General features: G+C 67.3%; 15 protein-coding genes, 2 tRNA genes and 1 other RNA gene. 9 read left to right on the top strand and 9 right to left on the bottom strand.

The window, feature by feature from the left end:
- Nucleotides 1-60: 60 nt before the first annotated feature.
- From recR to ffs, 4 genes are all read right to left on the bottom strand, one after another.
- Entirely contained in the window at nucleotides 61-657 is a 597-nt protein-coding gene (gene recR / locus ACFQBT_RS01385) for a recombination mediator RecR (RefSeq protein ID WP_377820043.1), read from the bottom strand.
- A gap of 99 nt (nucleotides 658-756) precedes the next feature.
- Nucleotides 757-1,425 carry a lysophospholipid acyltransferase family protein gene (locus ACFQBT_RS01380; RefSeq protein ID WP_377820042.1) on the bottom strand — a complete coding sequence of 223 codons (669 nt, stop codon included), beginning with the start codon at nucleotides 1,423-1,425 and terminating at the stop codon, nucleotides 757-759.
- On the bottom strand, nucleotides 1,425-3,698 hold the full coding sequence (locus ACFQBT_RS01375) for a DNA polymerase III subunit gamma and tau (protein WP_377820041.1): 2,274 nt from the start codon (nucleotides 3,696-3,698) through the stop codon (nucleotides 1,425-1,427). Before ACFQBT_RS01375 ends, ACFQBT_RS01380 begins: the two co-directional genes overlap by 1 nt.
- A 43-nt stretch (nucleotides 3,699-3,741) precedes the next feature.
- Nucleotides 3,742-3,838: signal recognition particle sRNA small type (ffs, locus tag ACFQBT_RS01370), an RNA gene on the bottom strand.
- Between the two features lie 203 nt (nucleotides 3,839-4,041).
- On the opposite strand from ffs, the gene ACFQBT_RS01365 reads away from it, so the two are divergent.
- A tRNA-Ser gene (locus ACFQBT_RS01365) sits at nucleotides 4,042-4,129 on the top strand.
- 123 nt (nucleotides 4,130-4,252) lie between these two features.
- Here ACFQBT_RS01365 and ACFQBT_RS01360 read toward each other — a convergent pair.
- Nucleotides 4,253-4,879, bottom strand: a complete 627-nt coding sequence (locus tag ACFQBT_RS01360; protein ID WP_377820040.1) for a nucleoside/nucleotide kinase family protein — start codon at nucleotides 4,877-4,879, stop codon at nucleotides 4,253-4,255.
- 100 nt (nucleotides 4,880-4,979) lie between these two features.
- Here ACFQBT_RS01360 and ACFQBT_RS01355 point away from each other — a divergent pair, with 100 nt between their 5' ends.
- A complete protein-coding gene (locus ACFQBT_RS01355; protein WP_377820039.1) occupies nucleotides 4,980-5,768 on the top strand; it encodes a LytR C-terminal domain-containing protein in 789 nt (262 codons plus the stop codon).
- Between the two features lies 1 nt (nucleotide 5,769).
- Here the strand turns inward: ACFQBT_RS01355 and ACFQBT_RS01350 are convergent, their stop codons facing one another.
- Entirely contained in the window at nucleotides 5,770-7,422 is a 1,653-nt protein-coding gene (locus ACFQBT_RS01350) for a helicase HerA-like domain-containing protein (protein WP_377820038.1), read from the bottom strand.
- A 70-nt stretch (nucleotides 7,423-7,492) separates the two neighbouring features.
- On the opposite strand from ACFQBT_RS01350, the gene ACFQBT_RS01345 reads away from it, so the two are divergent.
- The 3 genes from ACFQBT_RS01345 (at nucleotide 7,493) to ACFQBT_RS01335 (ending at nucleotide 8,584) form a co-directional block, all read left to right on the top strand.
- Complete coding sequence (locus ACFQBT_RS01345) at nucleotides 7,493-7,786, top strand: type II toxin-antitoxin system VapB family antitoxin (protein WP_377820037.1); 294 nt, start codon at nucleotides 7,493-7,495, stop codon at nucleotides 7,784-7,786.
- 15 nt (nucleotides 7,787-7,801) lie between these two features.
- A complete protein-coding gene (locus ACFQBT_RS01340; RefSeq protein WP_377820036.1) occupies nucleotides 7,802-8,347 on the top strand; it encodes a LytR C-terminal domain-containing protein in 546 nt (181 codons plus the stop codon).
- 147 nt (nucleotides 8,348-8,494) lie between these two features.
- Nucleotides 8,495-8,584, top strand: a tRNA-Ser gene (locus ACFQBT_RS01335).
- 1,106 nt (nucleotides 8,585-9,690) lie between these two features.
- On the opposite strand, the gene ACFQBT_RS01330 is transcribed toward ACFQBT_RS01335, so the two are convergent.
- A complete protein-coding gene (locus ACFQBT_RS01330) occupies nucleotides 9,691-9,918 on the bottom strand; it encodes a hypothetical protein (protein WP_377820035.1) in 228 nt (75 codons plus the stop codon).
- Nucleotides 9,919-9,971: 53 nt separating this feature from the next.
- On the opposite strand from ACFQBT_RS01330, the gene ACFQBT_RS01325 reads away from it, so the two are divergent.
- The 3 genes from ACFQBT_RS01325 to ACFQBT_RS01315 all read left to right on the top strand — a co-directional run bounded on the left by ACFQBT_RS01325 (nucleotide 9,972) and on the right by ACFQBT_RS01315 (nucleotide 12,175).
- Nucleotides 9,972-10,445, top strand: coding sequence for a MarR family winged helix-turn-helix transcriptional regulator (locus ACFQBT_RS01325; protein WP_377820034.1), 474 nt, complete (start codon nucleotides 9,972-9,974; stop codon nucleotides 10,443-10,445).
- Between the two features lie 25 nt (nucleotides 10,446-10,470).
- Nucleotides 10,471-11,196, top strand: a complete 726-nt coding sequence (locus ACFQBT_RS01320; RefSeq protein ID WP_377820033.1) for a DUF4396 domain-containing protein — start codon at nucleotides 10,471-10,473, stop codon at nucleotides 11,194-11,196.
- Nucleotides 11,197-11,275: 79 nt separating this feature from the next.
- Nucleotides 11,276-12,175, top strand: a complete 900-nt coding sequence (locus tag ACFQBT_RS01315; RefSeq protein WP_377820032.1) for an LLM class F420-dependent oxidoreductase — start codon at nucleotides 11,276-11,278, stop codon at nucleotides 12,173-12,175.
- On the opposite strand, the gene ACFQBT_RS01310 is transcribed toward ACFQBT_RS01315, so the two are convergent.
- Together ACFQBT_RS01310 and ACFQBT_RS01305 are read right to left on the bottom strand one after the other, a co-directional pair.
- Entirely contained in the window at nucleotides 12,159-13,613 is a 1,455-nt protein-coding gene (locus ACFQBT_RS01310; protein ID WP_377820031.1) for an MFS transporter, read from the bottom strand. The two genes, ACFQBT_RS01315 and ACFQBT_RS01310, sit on opposite strands and share 17 nt — an antisense overlap.
- A 163-nt stretch (nucleotides 13,614-13,776) precedes the next feature.
- Nucleotides 13,777-14,652 (bottom strand): LysR family transcriptional regulator ArgP, encoded by an 876-nt coding sequence (locus ACFQBT_RS01305; RefSeq protein ID WP_377820030.1) that lies wholly within the window; start codon nucleotides 14,650-14,652, stop codon nucleotides 13,777-13,779.
- Nucleotides 14,653-14,722: 70 nt separating this feature from the next.
- On the opposite strand from ACFQBT_RS01305, the gene ACFQBT_RS01300 reads away from it, so the two are divergent.
- Nucleotides 14,723-15,373, top strand: coding sequence for a LysE/ArgO family amino acid transporter (locus tag ACFQBT_RS01300; protein ID WP_377820029.1), 651 nt, complete (start codon nucleotides 14,723-14,725; stop codon nucleotides 15,371-15,373).
- Nucleotides 15,374-15,378 lie beyond the last annotated feature (5 nt).

The following is a 15,378-nucleotide window of genomic DNA, read 5'->3' as shown; positions in this document are numbered from 1 at the left end:
TTACGGCTCGCTGACCTGTGCCTTTTCCGCCGGACCAGATGACGGGACCGGGCGGAAGTCTTACACCTGGATCGCGCGACGGCCTTCGAATGCCCGCCCGAGGGTCACCTCATCGGCAAATTCCAGATCGCTGCCGACCGGCAGACCGGAAGCCGGCCGGCTGACCGTCAGTCCCATCCCCTGCACCTGGCGCATCAGGTACGTCGCGGTGGCCTCCCCGGTGATCGTCGGGTTGGTCGCGATGATGAGTTCCGCGACGGGTTCGGTGCCGAGGCGTCGCATCAACTCGGTCAGGTGCAGATCGTTCGGGCCGACGCCGTCGATCGGATTGATGGCGCCGCCGAGCACATGATAGCGGCCCTTGAACTCGCCGGTGCGTTCGATCGCGACGATGTCCTTGGGTTCTTCGACCACGCACAACAGCGTGTCGTCACGGCGCGGGTCGATGCAGATCCGGCACAGCGGACCCTCCGCGATGTTGAAGCAGCGCTCGCAGAACCGCACCTCTTTGACCGTGCCGAGCACGTCGATCAGTCGTTGTACGTCGGCCGGTTCGGCTTGCAGCAGGTGGAAGGCGATCCGTCCCGCGGACTTCGGGCCGACGCCGGGCAGTCGGCCGAGTTCGTCGATCAGGTCCTGCAGAACGCCTTCATACACAGGCATCAGCCTAATGCGCCGCGCCCACCCCGATTTTTGGAACGCAGTTCACGTCGCGAACGCGGTTTCGGGTGAATCCCGTTCCACAACGCGCAGGGGTCAGGTCTCGACCGGGTGCTCGTTGTATTCCGCAACCCGTTCCTGCCCGGTCAATGCCGCGATCGCGTCCATCACGTCGTCCGTCGCCAGGCGCCGGGCCTTGCCGGCCGGCAACCCGGCGTACGTCGTGTGCGGAGTCTGCGGGACACCGAACCGGACCGTCACCGGCGCCCTGCGCAGACGGTTGGAGCCGACCGGCTGCACATCGGGGGTACCGATCAACCCGACCGGCACGATCGGAACCTGCGCAGTCAGGGCCAGGTAGGCGACTCCGGTGTGGCCGCGGTAGAGGCGGCCGTCGCGGGAGCGGGTGCCTTCGGGATAGATGCCGAAGGCGTGCCCGTCCTGCAGGATCTTCAGGCCCACCTCCAGCGACTTGATCGCGGCTCGCGAGTCGTCGCGGTTGACCGGGACCATGCCCATGCTGGTGAAGAAGACCCGTGACGCAGACCCCTTGACGCCGGTGCCGGTGAAGTAGGAGTCCTTGGCCAGGAAGTGCACCTGACGCGGTGCGGAGAGCGGGATGACGACGGAGTCGATGAAGGACAGATGATTGCTGGCTAGGATCACACCACCGGTGGCCGGGACGTTGGCGCGGCCCTCGACCGTGGGCCGCCAGATCGCCTTGATCAGCGGCGCGACCACCGCCCGCGACGTGAGGTACAGCATCAGGGGCGCCCGTCGACCTGTTCATCGATGATCTTGGCGCCGAGCAGGCTCTGCACGACGGGGATGCCCAATTCGCCCTGGACGTCGATGTTCTCGTCGTCGAGAGACTCGATGGGGTCCGGGGTGGGGACGGGCGCGACCCCTTGCCCACCGCGTTCGCGGTGCCGGGCCATCGCTTCCCGGGCTGCGGTGCGCGCCTTGTCCGCCCCGTTGGCGGCGCTGGCCCGGCGAGCTTGGATGTCGTCGGCTGGATCGGCGGACGGCCGGTCGCTGCCCTCGGCATCAGACACCGGCACGAGGTCGGCCTCGCCAGCGGTGTCCTGTGCCCAGTCGGGAGCTGCGGCGGTGCTCGCGGACCATTCTGGAGACCCAGCCGCCGCAGCGGGCTCGGGTGGCGTGGGTCGAGTGTCCCGCTGTTGCGGGGCCGCGGACTTTTCCGGGTGATCCTGCCGGTCGAGTGTCCCGGTGTTGTCGGTCCCGGTGTCGTCGCCAGGGCGGCTCGGCACAGCCTGCGCAGGCGCGGAGGCCCCACCCGGCTCGAAGCGGGCTGTCACCCGCACCTCCGCGCCGAGTTCGTCGCGGATCGCCTGCTGGATGAGCGCCGCGTGCGAACCGGCCTCGAAACCATTGGCCAGTCCCTGGTTGCTGATCCCGAGCACGACGGTCCGGCCGTCGAACTCACTGACGCGTGCGTGCTGGGTCACCATCGACCAGGTCACGCGGCGCACGCCCTTCACGCGTTCGACGACATCGGGCCAGGCGCGGCGGACCATCTCCAGCGTCACCGCGCTCGGGTCGCCAGCGGGTGCCGGTGCCTGGTGGCTGCCCGGGGCTGCGGCCTCGGCAGCAGGGGGCGGGATCGGGGCCGGCGCGGTGGGTTGCGCGGCCGGGGTCGCCTGCGGCGCCTGTGCCGCCGGAGATTGCGCCGGCAGCGTCGCTGGCCCGTCAGCTGCTTCCGGCGGGGTCGGCGGTTGTGTCACCGGCGCCGCCTCCTGCGTCGGCGCAGCCTGCGATGTTGGCGACGAGGGCGCTGACTGTGGTGCTCGCGGCGCCGGTGCGGACTGCGATGCAGGCGCCGCTGCCGGTACTGCGGTAGCGGGTGCGCCGGCCCCTGCCATGTCGAGGCGACGCTCGACGCGATCCAGGCGCGCGGCGTACCCCTGCTCACCTGACACGGCCGGCAACAGCACCCGGGCGCAGATCAACTCCAGCTGCAGCCGGGGACTGGTGGCGCCGGTCATCTCGGTCAGCCCGGTGTTGACCACGTCCGCGGCTCGGGAGAGGGAGGACGCGCCGTACGCCGCGGCTTGCTCCCGCATCCGCGCCAACTGGTCCTCGGGGACCTCGCGCAACACCTGCGCGGCGTTCTCGGGCGCGGCCGCCACGACGATCAGGTCACGTAACCGCTCGAGGAGGTCCTCGACGAACCGGCGCGGGTCGTGACCGGACTCGATCACCTTGTCGATCTGACCGAACACCGCTGCGCCGTCGCCGGCGATGAAGGCATCGATCGTGGCGTCCAGGAGCTCGGAGTCGGTGAAACCGAGCAGGCTGGCGGCACCGGCGTACGTCAGACCCTCAGGACCGGATCCGGCGATCAACTGATCGAGCACGGACAGCGAGTCGCGGACCGAGCCCCCACCGGCGCGGGTGACGAAGGACAACACGCCCGGCTCGACGGCGATGCCCTCGGCGTCGCACAACGACGCGAGGTATTCGGCGAGGCGAGCGGGCGGCACGAGTCGGAACGGGTAGTGGTGGGTCCGGGAGCGGATCGTGCCGATGACCTTCTCGGGCTCGGTGGTCGCGAAGACGAACTTCACGTGCTCCGGCGGCTCCTCGACGACCTTGAGCAGCGCGTTGAAGCCGGCCGAGGTCACCATGTGCGCCTCATCGATGATGTAGACCTTGTAGCGGCTCTGCGCAGGACCGAAGGCGGCGCGTTCGCGCAGGTCACGTGCATCGTCGACACCTCCGTGGCTGGCCGCATCGATCTCGATGACGTCGACCGTGCCGGGACCACCGCGGGCCAGGGCCACACACGACTCGCACACTCCGCACGGCGTCGGCGTGGGGCCTTGCTCGCAGTTCAGGCAGCGAGCCAGGATGCGCGCGCTGGTCGTCTTGCCGCAGCCGCGCGGGCCGCTGAAGAGGTAGGCGTGGTTGACCCGGCCGGTTTCGAGGGCCCGCATCAGCGGCACGGTGACGTGCTCCTGGCCGATCACGTCCGCGAAGGTCTCGGGACGGTAGCGGCGGTACAGGGCGATGCTCACCCCGCCAATCTAGTAGCGGTCGCCGACAGGCTGGGAGCGCGGATGTGAAGATCCCTCACGCACCTGGAAGAGCTCACCTGCCCTTGCTGCATTCCTGCCCTGGGGGAGTTCAGTGAGGTACCACCGCGTGAGGGACCACCCTGAGAGTAATCGCTGCCGGGTGGCCGCTCCAAGTTGCCACATGGTGGCGGTCCCGCTGCGACCGATGGCAGATCGGCGGTCATCTCCAGTTCAGCGGTTGTCTGCCGTGCAATGCGTCCGCTGGATTGCCGATTGCCGCTGGTCCGCCGACGCTTGCCGATTCGGCGCATCGGCCCGCGGCAGGTAGCATCGTGCGTCGCCTGGAGGATTCGCATAGTGGCCTAGTGCGCACGCTTGGAAAGCGTGTTGAGTGAAAGCTCTCGGGGGTTCGAATCCCCCATCCTCCGCCAATGTCAGTGGCCGGCCCCGAGCGCAGCGAGTGGGTTGGCCACTGACATTTTTGGATGCTGCGGATTCGGGAGGAGCGAGGAGCGCAGCGACGACTCCCCCATCCCCTGACGCGATGTGACGGGTTACGTCACAAAAGCTCCCGTGACACCGTCCACGAAACGGTCCGCCAGGTGGGCCGACGCAACGACCAGGTCCGCGTTCGGCTCATCCACTCGGCGTACCCACTCCTCGGCCTCAGCCGGTGACTTGCCGAACTCGACGTGGCGCGCGATCAGTCGCGAGCGCCGTACGTCCGGGTCCAGCCGCACGAACCACACTTGGTTCAGTTGCGCCCGCACCGCCGGCCAGTGCAGCAGGTAGTTGCCCTCGGTGATGATCAACCGGGCGGCGGCGGGCACGATCAGGTCAGCGGCGATGGGTTGCTCGAGCACGCGGTCGAAGCTGGGCACGTAGACCGGGCCACTCGCCGTACGCAACCTGGCCAGGGCCGCGGCGTACCCCTCGTCGTCGAACGTCTCCGGTGCTCCCTTGCGGTCGAGCAGGCCGAGCGCCATCAGCGCCCGGTCACCGAGGTGGAACCCGTCCATCGGAACGTACGCCGCGAACCCGGCCCCGTGGGCGGCCGCCAGATCCGCGACGAGCCGCTGGGCGATCGTCGACTTACCCGCTCCCGGCTGCCCGGCGATCCCGAGGACCGCCCGACCCTGTCCGACCATGGACTCGCACGCCGAGAGGTGGTCAGCCGTCACGCGCCAACCGTAACGACTCCGTCACGTTCACCCGCTCGCCATCCGGATGTGCCGCGGATTCATGGGTTGCCTTCCTTACGATGACCCCGGAGGTCTCGGGATGCAGGTGAGAAGCGCAGGAGCGGCGGCGGCCGCGCTCGTTGCGGTGCTCGCGTGCTCGACGGTGACGGCGTGCGGTTCCTCCGATGAACCCAAGGCGTCGTCGACGGCCAAGAACTCCTGCACTCCGCTGCCCAAGCCCACAGCGGCCATTGCTCCCAACACCATCCCGGTGCGCGTCTTCAACGCCAGCGACACCGGCGGCCTGGCCCAGGACGTCGCGATCGAACTGCGGGCCCGTCAGTTCCGGGTGCTGAGCGCGGGCAACTACACCGCCGACGCGACGCCGGCGCCCTACGCCACGATCGTCTACGGATCGATCGGCAAACAGATCGCGCTCACCCTGGCCCAGCAGGTCAAGAACCCGCAGTTGGTGGAGGACACCCGGGTGGATCCGTCCGTCGATCTGGTCCTCGGGACGAAGTTCGCGCTGATTCCCGTGCCACCGCCGGCCCCCGGCAAGGTCCAGCTGAACGTGTACAACACCACGGCCGTCACCGGCCTGGCCAGCGATGTTGCGAGCCAACTCACCGCTCGTGGGTTCAAGGTCCTCGACACCGGCAATGACCCAGCCGGTCACTTCTGGCCGGACGACACGGCGGTCGTGCTCTTCGGCAAGGAAGGCGAGCCCTACGCGCGCCGCGTTGCCTTGCAGATCAAGGGTTCTCGGATGGTGCAGGACGACCGCTCAGGAACCGTCGTCGACCTCGACCTGGCTGCCAAGTGGTCCGGCCTGGTGCCGGTCGCCCAGGCGACTCCGGCGCCGAGCCCGAGCAACTCGTCCTGCTGAACTACTTTCGCAGCAGCGTCCCGAAGATGGTCCGGGACAGTTCGCGCCCGATGACCGTTCCTGCGGAACGCATCGCCGACTTCATCGGCGCCGAGTTGAGCACCTCTTCCAAGGCCGAGGGTTGCGGCCTGGGCTCCTTCTTGGCTGCCGACTGACGCGGCGGTGCGGGCTGCGCAGGGGTGGCTGGTTGGTCCGGCGCCGGCGCGGCCGGCGATCCTGCCGCGGCGCGCCCGGACAGGATCTCGTACGCCGATTCCCGGTCGACCGTGTCGCGGTACTTGGGCGCCAACTGGGACGCCGCGACGACTGCATCGATGGTGCTGTCCGGTGAGGGCGCCATCAACGACTGCGGCGCGATGATCCGGGTCCATGCCACCGGTGTCGGGGCACCCTTCTCCGAGAGCACGGTGACGACTGCTTCGCCGGTGCCCAGTTCGGTCAGCAGTTTCGTCAGGTCGTAGTCGCTGTGCGGGAAGGTGCTGACGGTCGCCTTGAGCGCCTTGGCATCGTCCGGGGTGAAGGCACGCATCGCGTGTTGCACGCGACTTCCCAACTGCGCCAGCACATTTGCCGGAACATCCTTGGGGACCTGCGTCACGAAGAAGATGCCGACCCCCTTGGAGCGGATCAGCTTCACGGTCTGCTCGATGGAGGCCAGGAACGCCTTGGACGCCCCGTTGAAGAGCAGGTGCGCCTCGTCGAAGAAGAAGACCAGCTTCGGCTTGTCCAGGTCCCCGACTTCAGGCAGTTCCTGGAACAGGTCCGCCAGCAGCCACATCAAGAAGGTCGAGAAAAGCGCCGGCTTGTCACCCACCGCCGGCAACTCCAGCACGTTGATCAGTCCGTGGCCATCGGGGGTGACGCGCAACAGGTCAGCGGTCTCGAACTGCGGCTCACCGAAGAACACGTCCGCGCCCTGGTCGGTGAAGGCGATCAAGTTGCGCAGGATGACGCCCGCCGTCGCCGACGACAGCCCGCCGAGCCCCTTGAGCTCGGCCTTGCCCTCATCCGAGAGCAGGTACTGGATGACCGCCGTCAGGTCCTTGATGTCGAGCAGCAACCAGCCTTTGCTGTCCGCGAAGTGGAAGATCAGCCCGAGGCTGGACTCCTGGGTTGCGTTGAGACCCAGCACCTTTGACAGCAGCGTGGGGCCGAAGTCGCTGACCGTGGCCCGAATCGGGATGCCCTTGCCCTGGCCGCCGAGGCAGAAGAACTCGGCCGGGTACGCCGTGGGTGTCCACTGCTGCCCGAGTGCGGCAGTGCGCGCGAGGATCTTGTCGTTGGACTCCCCGGGGCTGGCGACACCTGAGACGTCGCCTTTGACGTCGGCGATGAACGTGGGTACGCCGTGCAGGCACAACTGCTCGGCCATCACCTGGAGCGTCTTGGTCTTGCCGGTGCCCGTCGCACCGGTCACCAAACCGTGCCGGTTCAAGGTGGACAACGGAATCCGCACGATGGCTTCTGGGTAGACCGTGCCGTCGAAAAGCGCCGGCCCCAGTCCGAGTGCCGCGCCGTCAGTCTGGTAGCCGCCGGCAATGGTCGCGATCCATTCCGGTTCCTGCGCAGGTGCGTCCTGTGCGGCTACGGCCTCCGGCTGGGCGGCAGGCTCCTCCGCCGCAGACGCGCTCTCAGGCGCTGAGTCAGTGGTCACCAGTCGAGACTAGCGACCTCGCCTGCGTGTCACCTCGGACAACGCCGGGGCGAGTTCGTACAATCTGGCAGTGATCTTCAAGGCTGTCGGGGAGGGCCGTCCCTACCCTCCGCACGACCTCGTGACCCCCCGCGACTGGCGGGATATCACTCCGCGCATGGTCCGCCTCGATGAGCTGATCACCACCAAACGCACCCTCGATCTGGGCGCCCTGCTGTCCGAGGACTCGACGTTCTACGGCGACATCTTCGCCCACGTCGTGCAGTGGAACGGCGACCTCTACCTGGAAGACGGACTGCACCGAGCGCTGCGGGCAGCGCTCCAACAACGACCGGTGCTGCACGCCCGGGTACTCGTCCTCTGACACCGGGGACCGTTGATGCCGGCCAACCGACCGACAACCGGACTGGAGCGCGCGCGCCGACGCCGTGAGCGCCGTACGCTCATCGCGATCATCGGCGCCCTGGTCCTGGTGGGCGTCGCGGTGACGTACGCCGCGGCGTACGTCACGGGCTTGGCTCCGGGCAGCAAACCCCCGCCCCCACCGGCCAGCTGCGTGCGCACGACCGCGCCGCCGGCGCCGCAGTCGCTGTTCACGCTGAACGTCTACAACGCCTCGAAGGACCAGGGCGTGGCCAAGCGGACCGCGGCGGCGCTGCGATCGCGCGACTTCACGGTCGGTGCGGTCAGCAACGATCCCTACGGCGAGCAAGTGGACGGCGTGGGTGAGTTGCGCTTCGGCGTGGAGGGCGCGGCGTACGCCAAGCAGTACGTGTTGCCCCTCTTCCCGGGCGCGAGCCTGCAACAAGACGGGCGCACGGGCACCTCCGTGGACGTCGTCCTCGGCTCGGAGGCGCCGTCGGTCAGTGAAGGTACGCCGACCCCCACCCAGACGCTGCCAGCCGACTGCGCGCAGTACGAGTAAGCCCCCGCCCCACGGGCCACCGCAACACAGGGCCACTCGACCCGCTGCCGTCACCCAGCACCGCCGCCCCACCGCAAAACAGGGCCACTAGACCCGCTGCCAGCGCACGTTTGGGCGGTACGGCGCGGGTCGGGTACCCTCGTCGGCGGTGGCGTGTCCGAGCGGCCTAAGGAGAACGCCTCGAAAGCGTTTGTGGGTGAAAGTCCACCGAGGGTTCAAATCCCTCCGCCACCGCCAAACGAAGTAGGCGGGTGCCCGAGCGAAGCGAGGGTGCCTGCCTACTTCGTTTATTGGAGTCGGGGATTTGGGAGGAGCGAGGAGCGCAGCGACGAGCGACGGTTCCCTCCGCCACCGCCAAACGAAGTAGGCGGGTGCCCGAGCGAAGCGAGGGTGCCTGCCTACTTCGTTTATTGGAGTCGGGGATTTGGGAGGAGCGAGGAGCGCAGCGACGAGCGACGGTTCCCTCCGCCGCGCACTGAGCGTCGATCCTGGAGATCCGGTCCACGGCTTACGGGACGGGAAGCCTAATCGCGATGCCGGAGCCGGAGACTTCATCGTCAGTGCGCTGGTAGCACGCTCGGCACTCGCTACTGTTTCCGCACGGGCGATCTCGATCCGACTACCGCCGTGAGCCCTAGACAGCCCCGATTGAGGACGATGTGAAGAGCGTGCAGTCCCATAGCGCGTTGGCTCGGCCGTTCCAATCGCGCGTCCTGTTGTCAAATGTGATCGGTTTGGCCATCATCCTGAGTTGCGCTGGCTGCACCAGTGAAAGCGGACGGAAGGCTACTACCAGCACCTCATTCACGGGAATTCAACTCTGGCGCAACAGCACTCCTGCTAACTGCGGTTATCGTCGGTGCAGTCATAGAACTGGCGGTGACGATCATGTGCAACCTCCGGGGGTCAGGTGAAGTCTTAATTCTTGCTTGGCAGCTTGGCATCATTCCCGCGGCGGTTACGTTGAGTTTTTTGATTGGCCTCGTGCCAGCTACAACTCAGCATCATTCAATGCGGTGGATTATCACCCGATACCTGCCTTTGTCGGTTGCCTCGCTTGCGCTGGTTCTTCTCGTGATAATTCTCAGCGGTCATCGCATACCGAACATCTGGTCCAACGGGCCCGAGAATCACGTGGCGTTTGTAGGTGTAGTCAACGGAATAACGTCCCAACACCATCACCGCCAATGAAGCAGGTATGCATCCCGAGCGAACCGAGAGTGCCTGCCTCATCCATGTGGCGGAGTCGGGGATTTGAGAGGAGGCTCGCGAGGGATGAGCAAGCCGACGGTTCCTCCGCCACCGCCGCCCTCCGCCGGAAGCGAAAAGACCGCCGGTCCGCCCTAGGCCCAGCGATTGGAGTCGGCGGACGTCGCCGCGCTCCTCGATACCGCAGCCTCGACCCGGGCCGCGCGCTGCCGGCGCATCCGCTCCCGTGGGTCGCGGTGCAGCGGCATCTGAGCGGGACCGCCCCAGGCCAGCAACGTGTATTGCAGGCGCCACACGAATCGGTAGCCAAGGGAAAGCCCGCGGGTTTCGGCGGGGATCGGGGTCGGTCGCGCCTCGCTCATGGACCTGACTGTATACCAATTATTGGTGCACCAACTATCGCTAAGCTGACGTCGTGACCGACGACCCCCTCGCCCTGGAAAATCAGGTCTGCTACGGCCTGGCTCTCGCCGCCCGCGGCATCATCGGCGCCTACCGACCGGTGCTCGAACCTCTCGGGCTCACCCACCCGCAGTACCTGGTGATGCTCGCCTTGTGGCAGGAGCATCCACAGTCGAACCGCCAGCTGAGCGAGGCGCTGCGCCTGGACCCGGGCACGGTCACTCCCCTGATCCGGCGCCTCGAACGCGAGGGCTACGTGACACGCCAACGCCAGCCGGACAACGAGCGCACCCTGGACATCGACCTCACCGAACGCGGACTGGCGCTGCGGGAGCGCGCGCTCAACGTTCCGTCGATCATGCTGCGCCGCCTGGGGTTACAGGACATGGATCTGGCCGCGCTGGCCGACACGCTGCACGGGCTGATCGCCGCCGCGGATGCGCCGCTGCCGCTCACCGCCGAGGAGGCGGCAGCGCTCAGTCCGTGACCGCCGATTCGGATACCGTCGCCGGGTGGAATCCCTGAGCACGGCCGACTTCCCGGCCTGGCTGACCGTCCTGTCGTGGGTTTCCCTGCTCCTGGCCATCGGCATCGCCCTCTGGGTCGTCCTGGACCTGCGGGCCCGGCCGCAACCGATGAAAGTCATGAACTTCGTGTGGCCGCTGACCATGCTCTTCGGCAGCGTCATCTGGCTGTGGCTCTACCTAAGATGGGGTCGGGCCGAGCCGGCGTCGAGTGACGCCGAGCGCCCGGAGAAGCCGTTCCCGGCGTCGGTGGCGGTGGGTGCCAGCCACTGCGGTGCGGGCTGTTCCGCCGGCGACATCGTCGCGGAGTTCTCGGTGGCGCTCATCCCCGGCCTTGCCGCGGCCCTGGGCCTCGGAACGCTCTACCAGACAGAGGTTTTCGCTGGTTGGATCCTGGGGTTCGTCCTCGCCTACCTCTTTGGTGTGGTCTTCCAGTACTTCTCCATCGCCCCCATGCAGGGCCTGTCGTTCTGGCCGGGCATCCGAGCGGCCATCAAGGCGGACACGCTGTCGATCCTCTCCTGGCAGATCGGCATGTACGGCGTCATGGCCATCGCCCAGTTCGTGATCTTCTCCCGGCTGTACGGCGCCCCGGCCTCCCCGTTGACGCCCGAGTTCTGGTTCGCGATGCAGATCGCCATGCTCGGCGGCTTCGCCACGGCGTACCCGATGAACTGGTTCCTGATCAAGGCCGGCGTCAAAGAAGCCATGTGAGTACGCGACTCAGGACCGCCGCACCGCCCTACAGTGTTCCCGTCAGCGGGTACGCCGGTACGGCGTTCCCCTCGTGCCAGTGAGGACCAGGACGTCGATGCAGATCGGTTTGCATGCTCTGGGCATCGGCCCGGGAGCTCGTCCCGACGTCATCCGCGCGGTATCCGTCGAGGCAGAGCGGCACGGGTTCGCCCGGCTCTGGGCCGGTGAACACGTCGTGATGGTCGACCACTCCCGCTCGCCATATCCCTACGCCCCGGACGGGCGGATCGCGGTCCCTGCGGAGGCCGACTGGCTCGATCCGATGCCGACCTTGGCCTACGCGGCGGCGGTCACCTCACGGATCGGTCTGGCCACCGGAATCCTCCTGCTGCCTGAGCACAATCCGGTGGCAATGGCAAAGACGGCGGCCACGCTGGACGTGCTGTGCGACGGTCGGCTGACCCTCGGCGTCGGGGTGGGGTGGTCTGCAGAGGAGTTCGCCGCGCTCGGGGTGCCGTTCCTCGGGCGGGCACGGCGCACGGCCGAGTACGTCGAGGTGATGCGTCTGCTATGGCGGCGCGACGTCGCGGACTTCGCGGGGGAATTCGCCGCGTTCGATGAGATCCGGGTCTACCCGAAACCAGTGCACCGATGCATCCCGGTCATCGTCGGCGGCAACAGCGACGCCGCTCTCGATCGCGTCGCTGCCTGGGGCGACGGGTGGTACGGCTTCAACCTCGACTCGGTGCCGGCCGTGGCCGAACGGTTGGACCGACTGGATGCCGCCTGTCGCCGCGTCGATCGGGACCGCAGCACACTGCACTGCGCTGTCGCGTTGCGTGATCCGGACATTGCGGACCTGTCGGCGCTCACGGAGCTGGGAGTCGACGAACTCGTGCTGGTGGCCCCGCCCCCAGCCGATACGGATCGGGTCGTGCAGTGGCTGGCCGATATCGCCGACCACTGGCGCCCGGGGCGGTTCAGTCCTCGGCCGTAAGCGGTGTGGCGATGTCCTCCAAGGACTTCTGCTCCGCATCGACAGACAGGAAGATCGCCAGCACCCCGCCGACGATCATCAGCGCCGCACCGAGGTAGTAGCCGGGTGCGATCCCGGTGATGTCCTTGGCCGCGGTGGCGTTGTCGATGAGTTTGCCGAAGAGCAGCGGTCCGCTGATGCCGCCGGCCGCCGTGCCGATCGCGTAGAAGAACGCGATGCACAGCGCCCGCGTCTCCATCGGGAAGATCTCCGACGCCGTCAGGTACGCCGAGCTGGCACCCGCCGACGCAACGAAGAAGGCGACCATGCCGAAGATGGTGAGGGTGACCGCGGTCAGATTGCCCAGCATGAAACCCGCAATCGCCAGGACGATGCCCGAGACGATGTACGTCGCGGAGATCATGATCTTGCGCCCCACCTTGTCGAAGAGCGGACCGAGGATCAGTGCACCGGCGAAGTTGCTGATCGCGAACGCCGCCAGATACCAACCGGTTTGACCGACGCCGAGGAAGGTCTGCAGGGTGTCGCCGAAGGTGAAGAAGAACGCGTTGTAAAGGAACGCCTGCCCGATGAACATACCCAGGCACAGGATGGTGCGCCGCGGGTACTCGGAGAAGACGGTCCGTGCGATCGTCGGCAGGCCGATGGTGTGCCGTTGCTTGATCTTCAGCGTTTGGTCGACGGGCTCCAGCTCGACGTCATCCTCCTGCGCGACCCGCTTCTCGATCCCGTCGACGATATCCTCGGCCTCGTTCTCGCGACCGTGGATGAACAGCCATCGAGGCGATTCCGGCACGTTGCGGCGCACGAACAGCACCCCGATGCCCAGGATCGCGCCGAGGGCGAAACAGAACCGCCAGCCGAATTCCGGGTTCACCAGCTGTGGGTCGAGCAACGGGATGGTCAGCAGCGAGCCTGCCGCAGCTCCAAGCCAGTACGAGCCGTTGATGGTGATGTCGATCCGCCCGCGGAAGGCAGCGGGGATGAGCTCGTCGATGGCTGAGTTGACCGCGGCGTACTCCCCGCCGATGCCCAGTCCGGTGATGAACCGGCAGGCGAAGTACCACGTCGAATTCATGGAGGCTGCGGTCAGCACGGTGCCCACCAGGTAGACCAGCAAGGTGATGATGAAGAGCTTCTTGCGGCCGAAACGGTCGGTGAGCTGACCGAAGAACAGCGCCCCGATGCAGGACCCCGCGACGTATACCGCACCCGCCAGCCCGATCTGCGAGCTATTGAGCCCGAGACCGTGCGTCGAGTCCTTGAGGACATCGGACAGGTTGCCGACGATCGTGACTTCGAGGCCGTCGAGCACCCACACCGTGCCCAGCCCGATCACGATCACCCAATGCCATCGCGCCCACGGCAACCGGTCCAACCGGGCCGGTATGTCCGTGGTGATCGTGCCGAGCTCCTGGTCCCCCTGCGTTTGTGCCATGGCCCCCTTCTACTCCTGCCCGGGGGCTTGGCACCACCCATCAGAGCCGCAGCGCGATTCATGAAAGGGCGGCGAACCTCCCTGAGCTGAGCCACGTTGAACTGACGGCGTCGGGGCGGGCGGGCAGCTGCGATCCCACGTTCAGCGAGCTCTCAGCCCGGTGCTAGTTCAGGGTGGCACGCGCGGCCCCGGCGACCAGGTCGGACACGGTGTCCAGCACGACTGACCGCAGTTTCCAACGCTGCCAGTACAACGGGATGTCCAGCGGCCTTGGATCAACCTGGACCAGTTCGCCGCCGGCCAGTAACTCGGAGCAGAAGATCTGCGGGATCATCCCCCAGCCCAGGCCGAGCCGCACCGCCGAACGATGCTCGGCCGCTGATGGTACGTAGTGCCGCGGAGCGGTCAAGGGCTTGCCCGAATGGGCTTGAAACTGCCTGTCCTGCAGATCATCTGACCGATCGAAGGTCACGATCGGTGCGTCGGACCTCAGCCGCGGCCGCCCACCCAGCCAATCATCGACGTACGACGGGCTGGCCACTGCCAGGTAGCGCATCACTCCCAGCCGGGTCGAGCGACAGCCCACAACGGCACGCCGGTCAGCCGTCACGGCGGCCATCACCCGGCCAGCGCGCAACATCGCGGCCTTCGACTGCTCGTCCTCACGGTGCAGATCCAGGGTGATGCCGTGGGTATGGGTGATGCGTTCGAAGGCGGGCAGTAACCAGGTGGCCATCGAGTCGGCGTTCACCGAAATACTCACTGCGCGAGGCGTATCAGGTGCCTGCACCAGTTCGGCCTGCAGATCGTCGGCGAGCACCTGGAACTGTCTGGCGTAGCGCAACACCCGGGTCCCGGCTTCCGTTGCCCGGGCGGGCAACACCCGCTCGATCAGGGTTTGGCCGAACTCACCCTCCAACGCCCGGATCCGCTGCGACACGGCGGACGGGGTGATGTGCAGCGTCTGGGCCGCCGCATCGAAACTGCCGTGGTCGATGACGGCGGCGAAGGTCTGCAGTTGGGCAACATCCAGGCGCATGAAGCAACTCTAATGATTCTTAAGAATCAATCGCTAGACTGCTGGCCCGGAGGCAACCCAGGATGAATGCGTGAGTTTCTACCTGATCGGCCTGCTGACCGGCCTCAGCCTGATCGTGGCCATCGGCGCCCAGAACGCGTACATCCTCCGGCTCGGGCTGAGCGAGCCCGGTCGGGTCGTCGCACCCGTCGTCGGGTTCTGCATCGCCTCCGACGCGGCCCTGATCGTCGCCGGGGTGGCGGGCCTCGGCGTACTCACCGCCCGCGCTCCGTGGCTGCTCACCACGCTGCGATGGGTGGGTGTCGCCTGGCTGATCGGGTACGCCCTGCTGTCGGCCCGGCGCAGCCTCGCCGGTGCGCGTGCGCAACGAGCCGGTCAGGGCAGCACCGACCCGTTGACCGGCGCCGCACCGGTTCCGGGTGTCAACGCCGGCCCGACGCTGTTCCGAGCGCTGCTGACGGTGGCCGCATTCACCTGGCTCAATCCGCACGTCTATCTGGACACCATGCTGCTGATCGGGTCCTTGGCCAACGCTCATCCGACCGGCCGCTGGTGGGTCGCCGGCGGAGCGATCACCGCCAGCATCGCCTGGTTCATCGCGCTCAGTGCCGGAGCGCGACTACTGCGCCCGCTGTTGCGCCGGCCGTTGACCTGGCCGGTCATCGACGGCACGATCGCGGCCACGATGGGCGTCCTCGCGCTACGGCTCGCCCTGCACTGAGGTCG

This window comes from Branchiibius cervicis (assembly GCF_042661605.1).
Taxonomy (GTDB): Bacteria; Actinomycetota; Actinomycetes; order Actinomycetales; family Dermatophilaceae; genus Branchiibius; species Branchiibius cervicis.
The sequence above is the reverse complement of the archived record's forward strand: the minus strand, read 5'-3'. Positions and strand labels throughout refer to the sequence as shown.

Bases quoted from the DNA above. Each gene is read 5' to 3' on its own strand.
- ACFQBT_RS01380 (WP_377820042.1), bottom strand. From the start codon at position 1,425: ATGCTGTACCTCACGTCGCGGGCGGTGGTCGCGCCGCTGATCAAGGCG.
- ACFQBT_RS01340 (WP_377820036.1), top strand. From the start codon at position 7,802: ATGCCGGCCAACCGACCGACAACCGGACTGGAGCGCGCGCGCCGACGC.
- ACFQBT_RS01310 (WP_377820031.1), bottom strand. From the start codon at position 13,613: ATGGCACAAACGCAGGGGGACCAGGAGCTCGGCACGATCACCACGGAC.
- ACFQBT_RS01305 (WP_377820030.1), bottom strand. From the start codon at position 14,652: ATGCGCCTGGATGTTGCCCAACTGCAGACCTTCGCCGCCGTCATCGAC.
- ACFQBT_RS01330 (WP_377820035.1), bottom strand. From the start codon at position 9,918: ATGAGCGAGGCGCGACCGACCCCGATCCCCGCCGAAACCCGCGGGCTT.
- ACFQBT_RS01355 (WP_377820039.1), top strand. From the start codon at position 4,980: ATGCAGGTGAGAAGCGCAGGAGCGGCGGCGGCCGCGCTCGTTGCGGTG.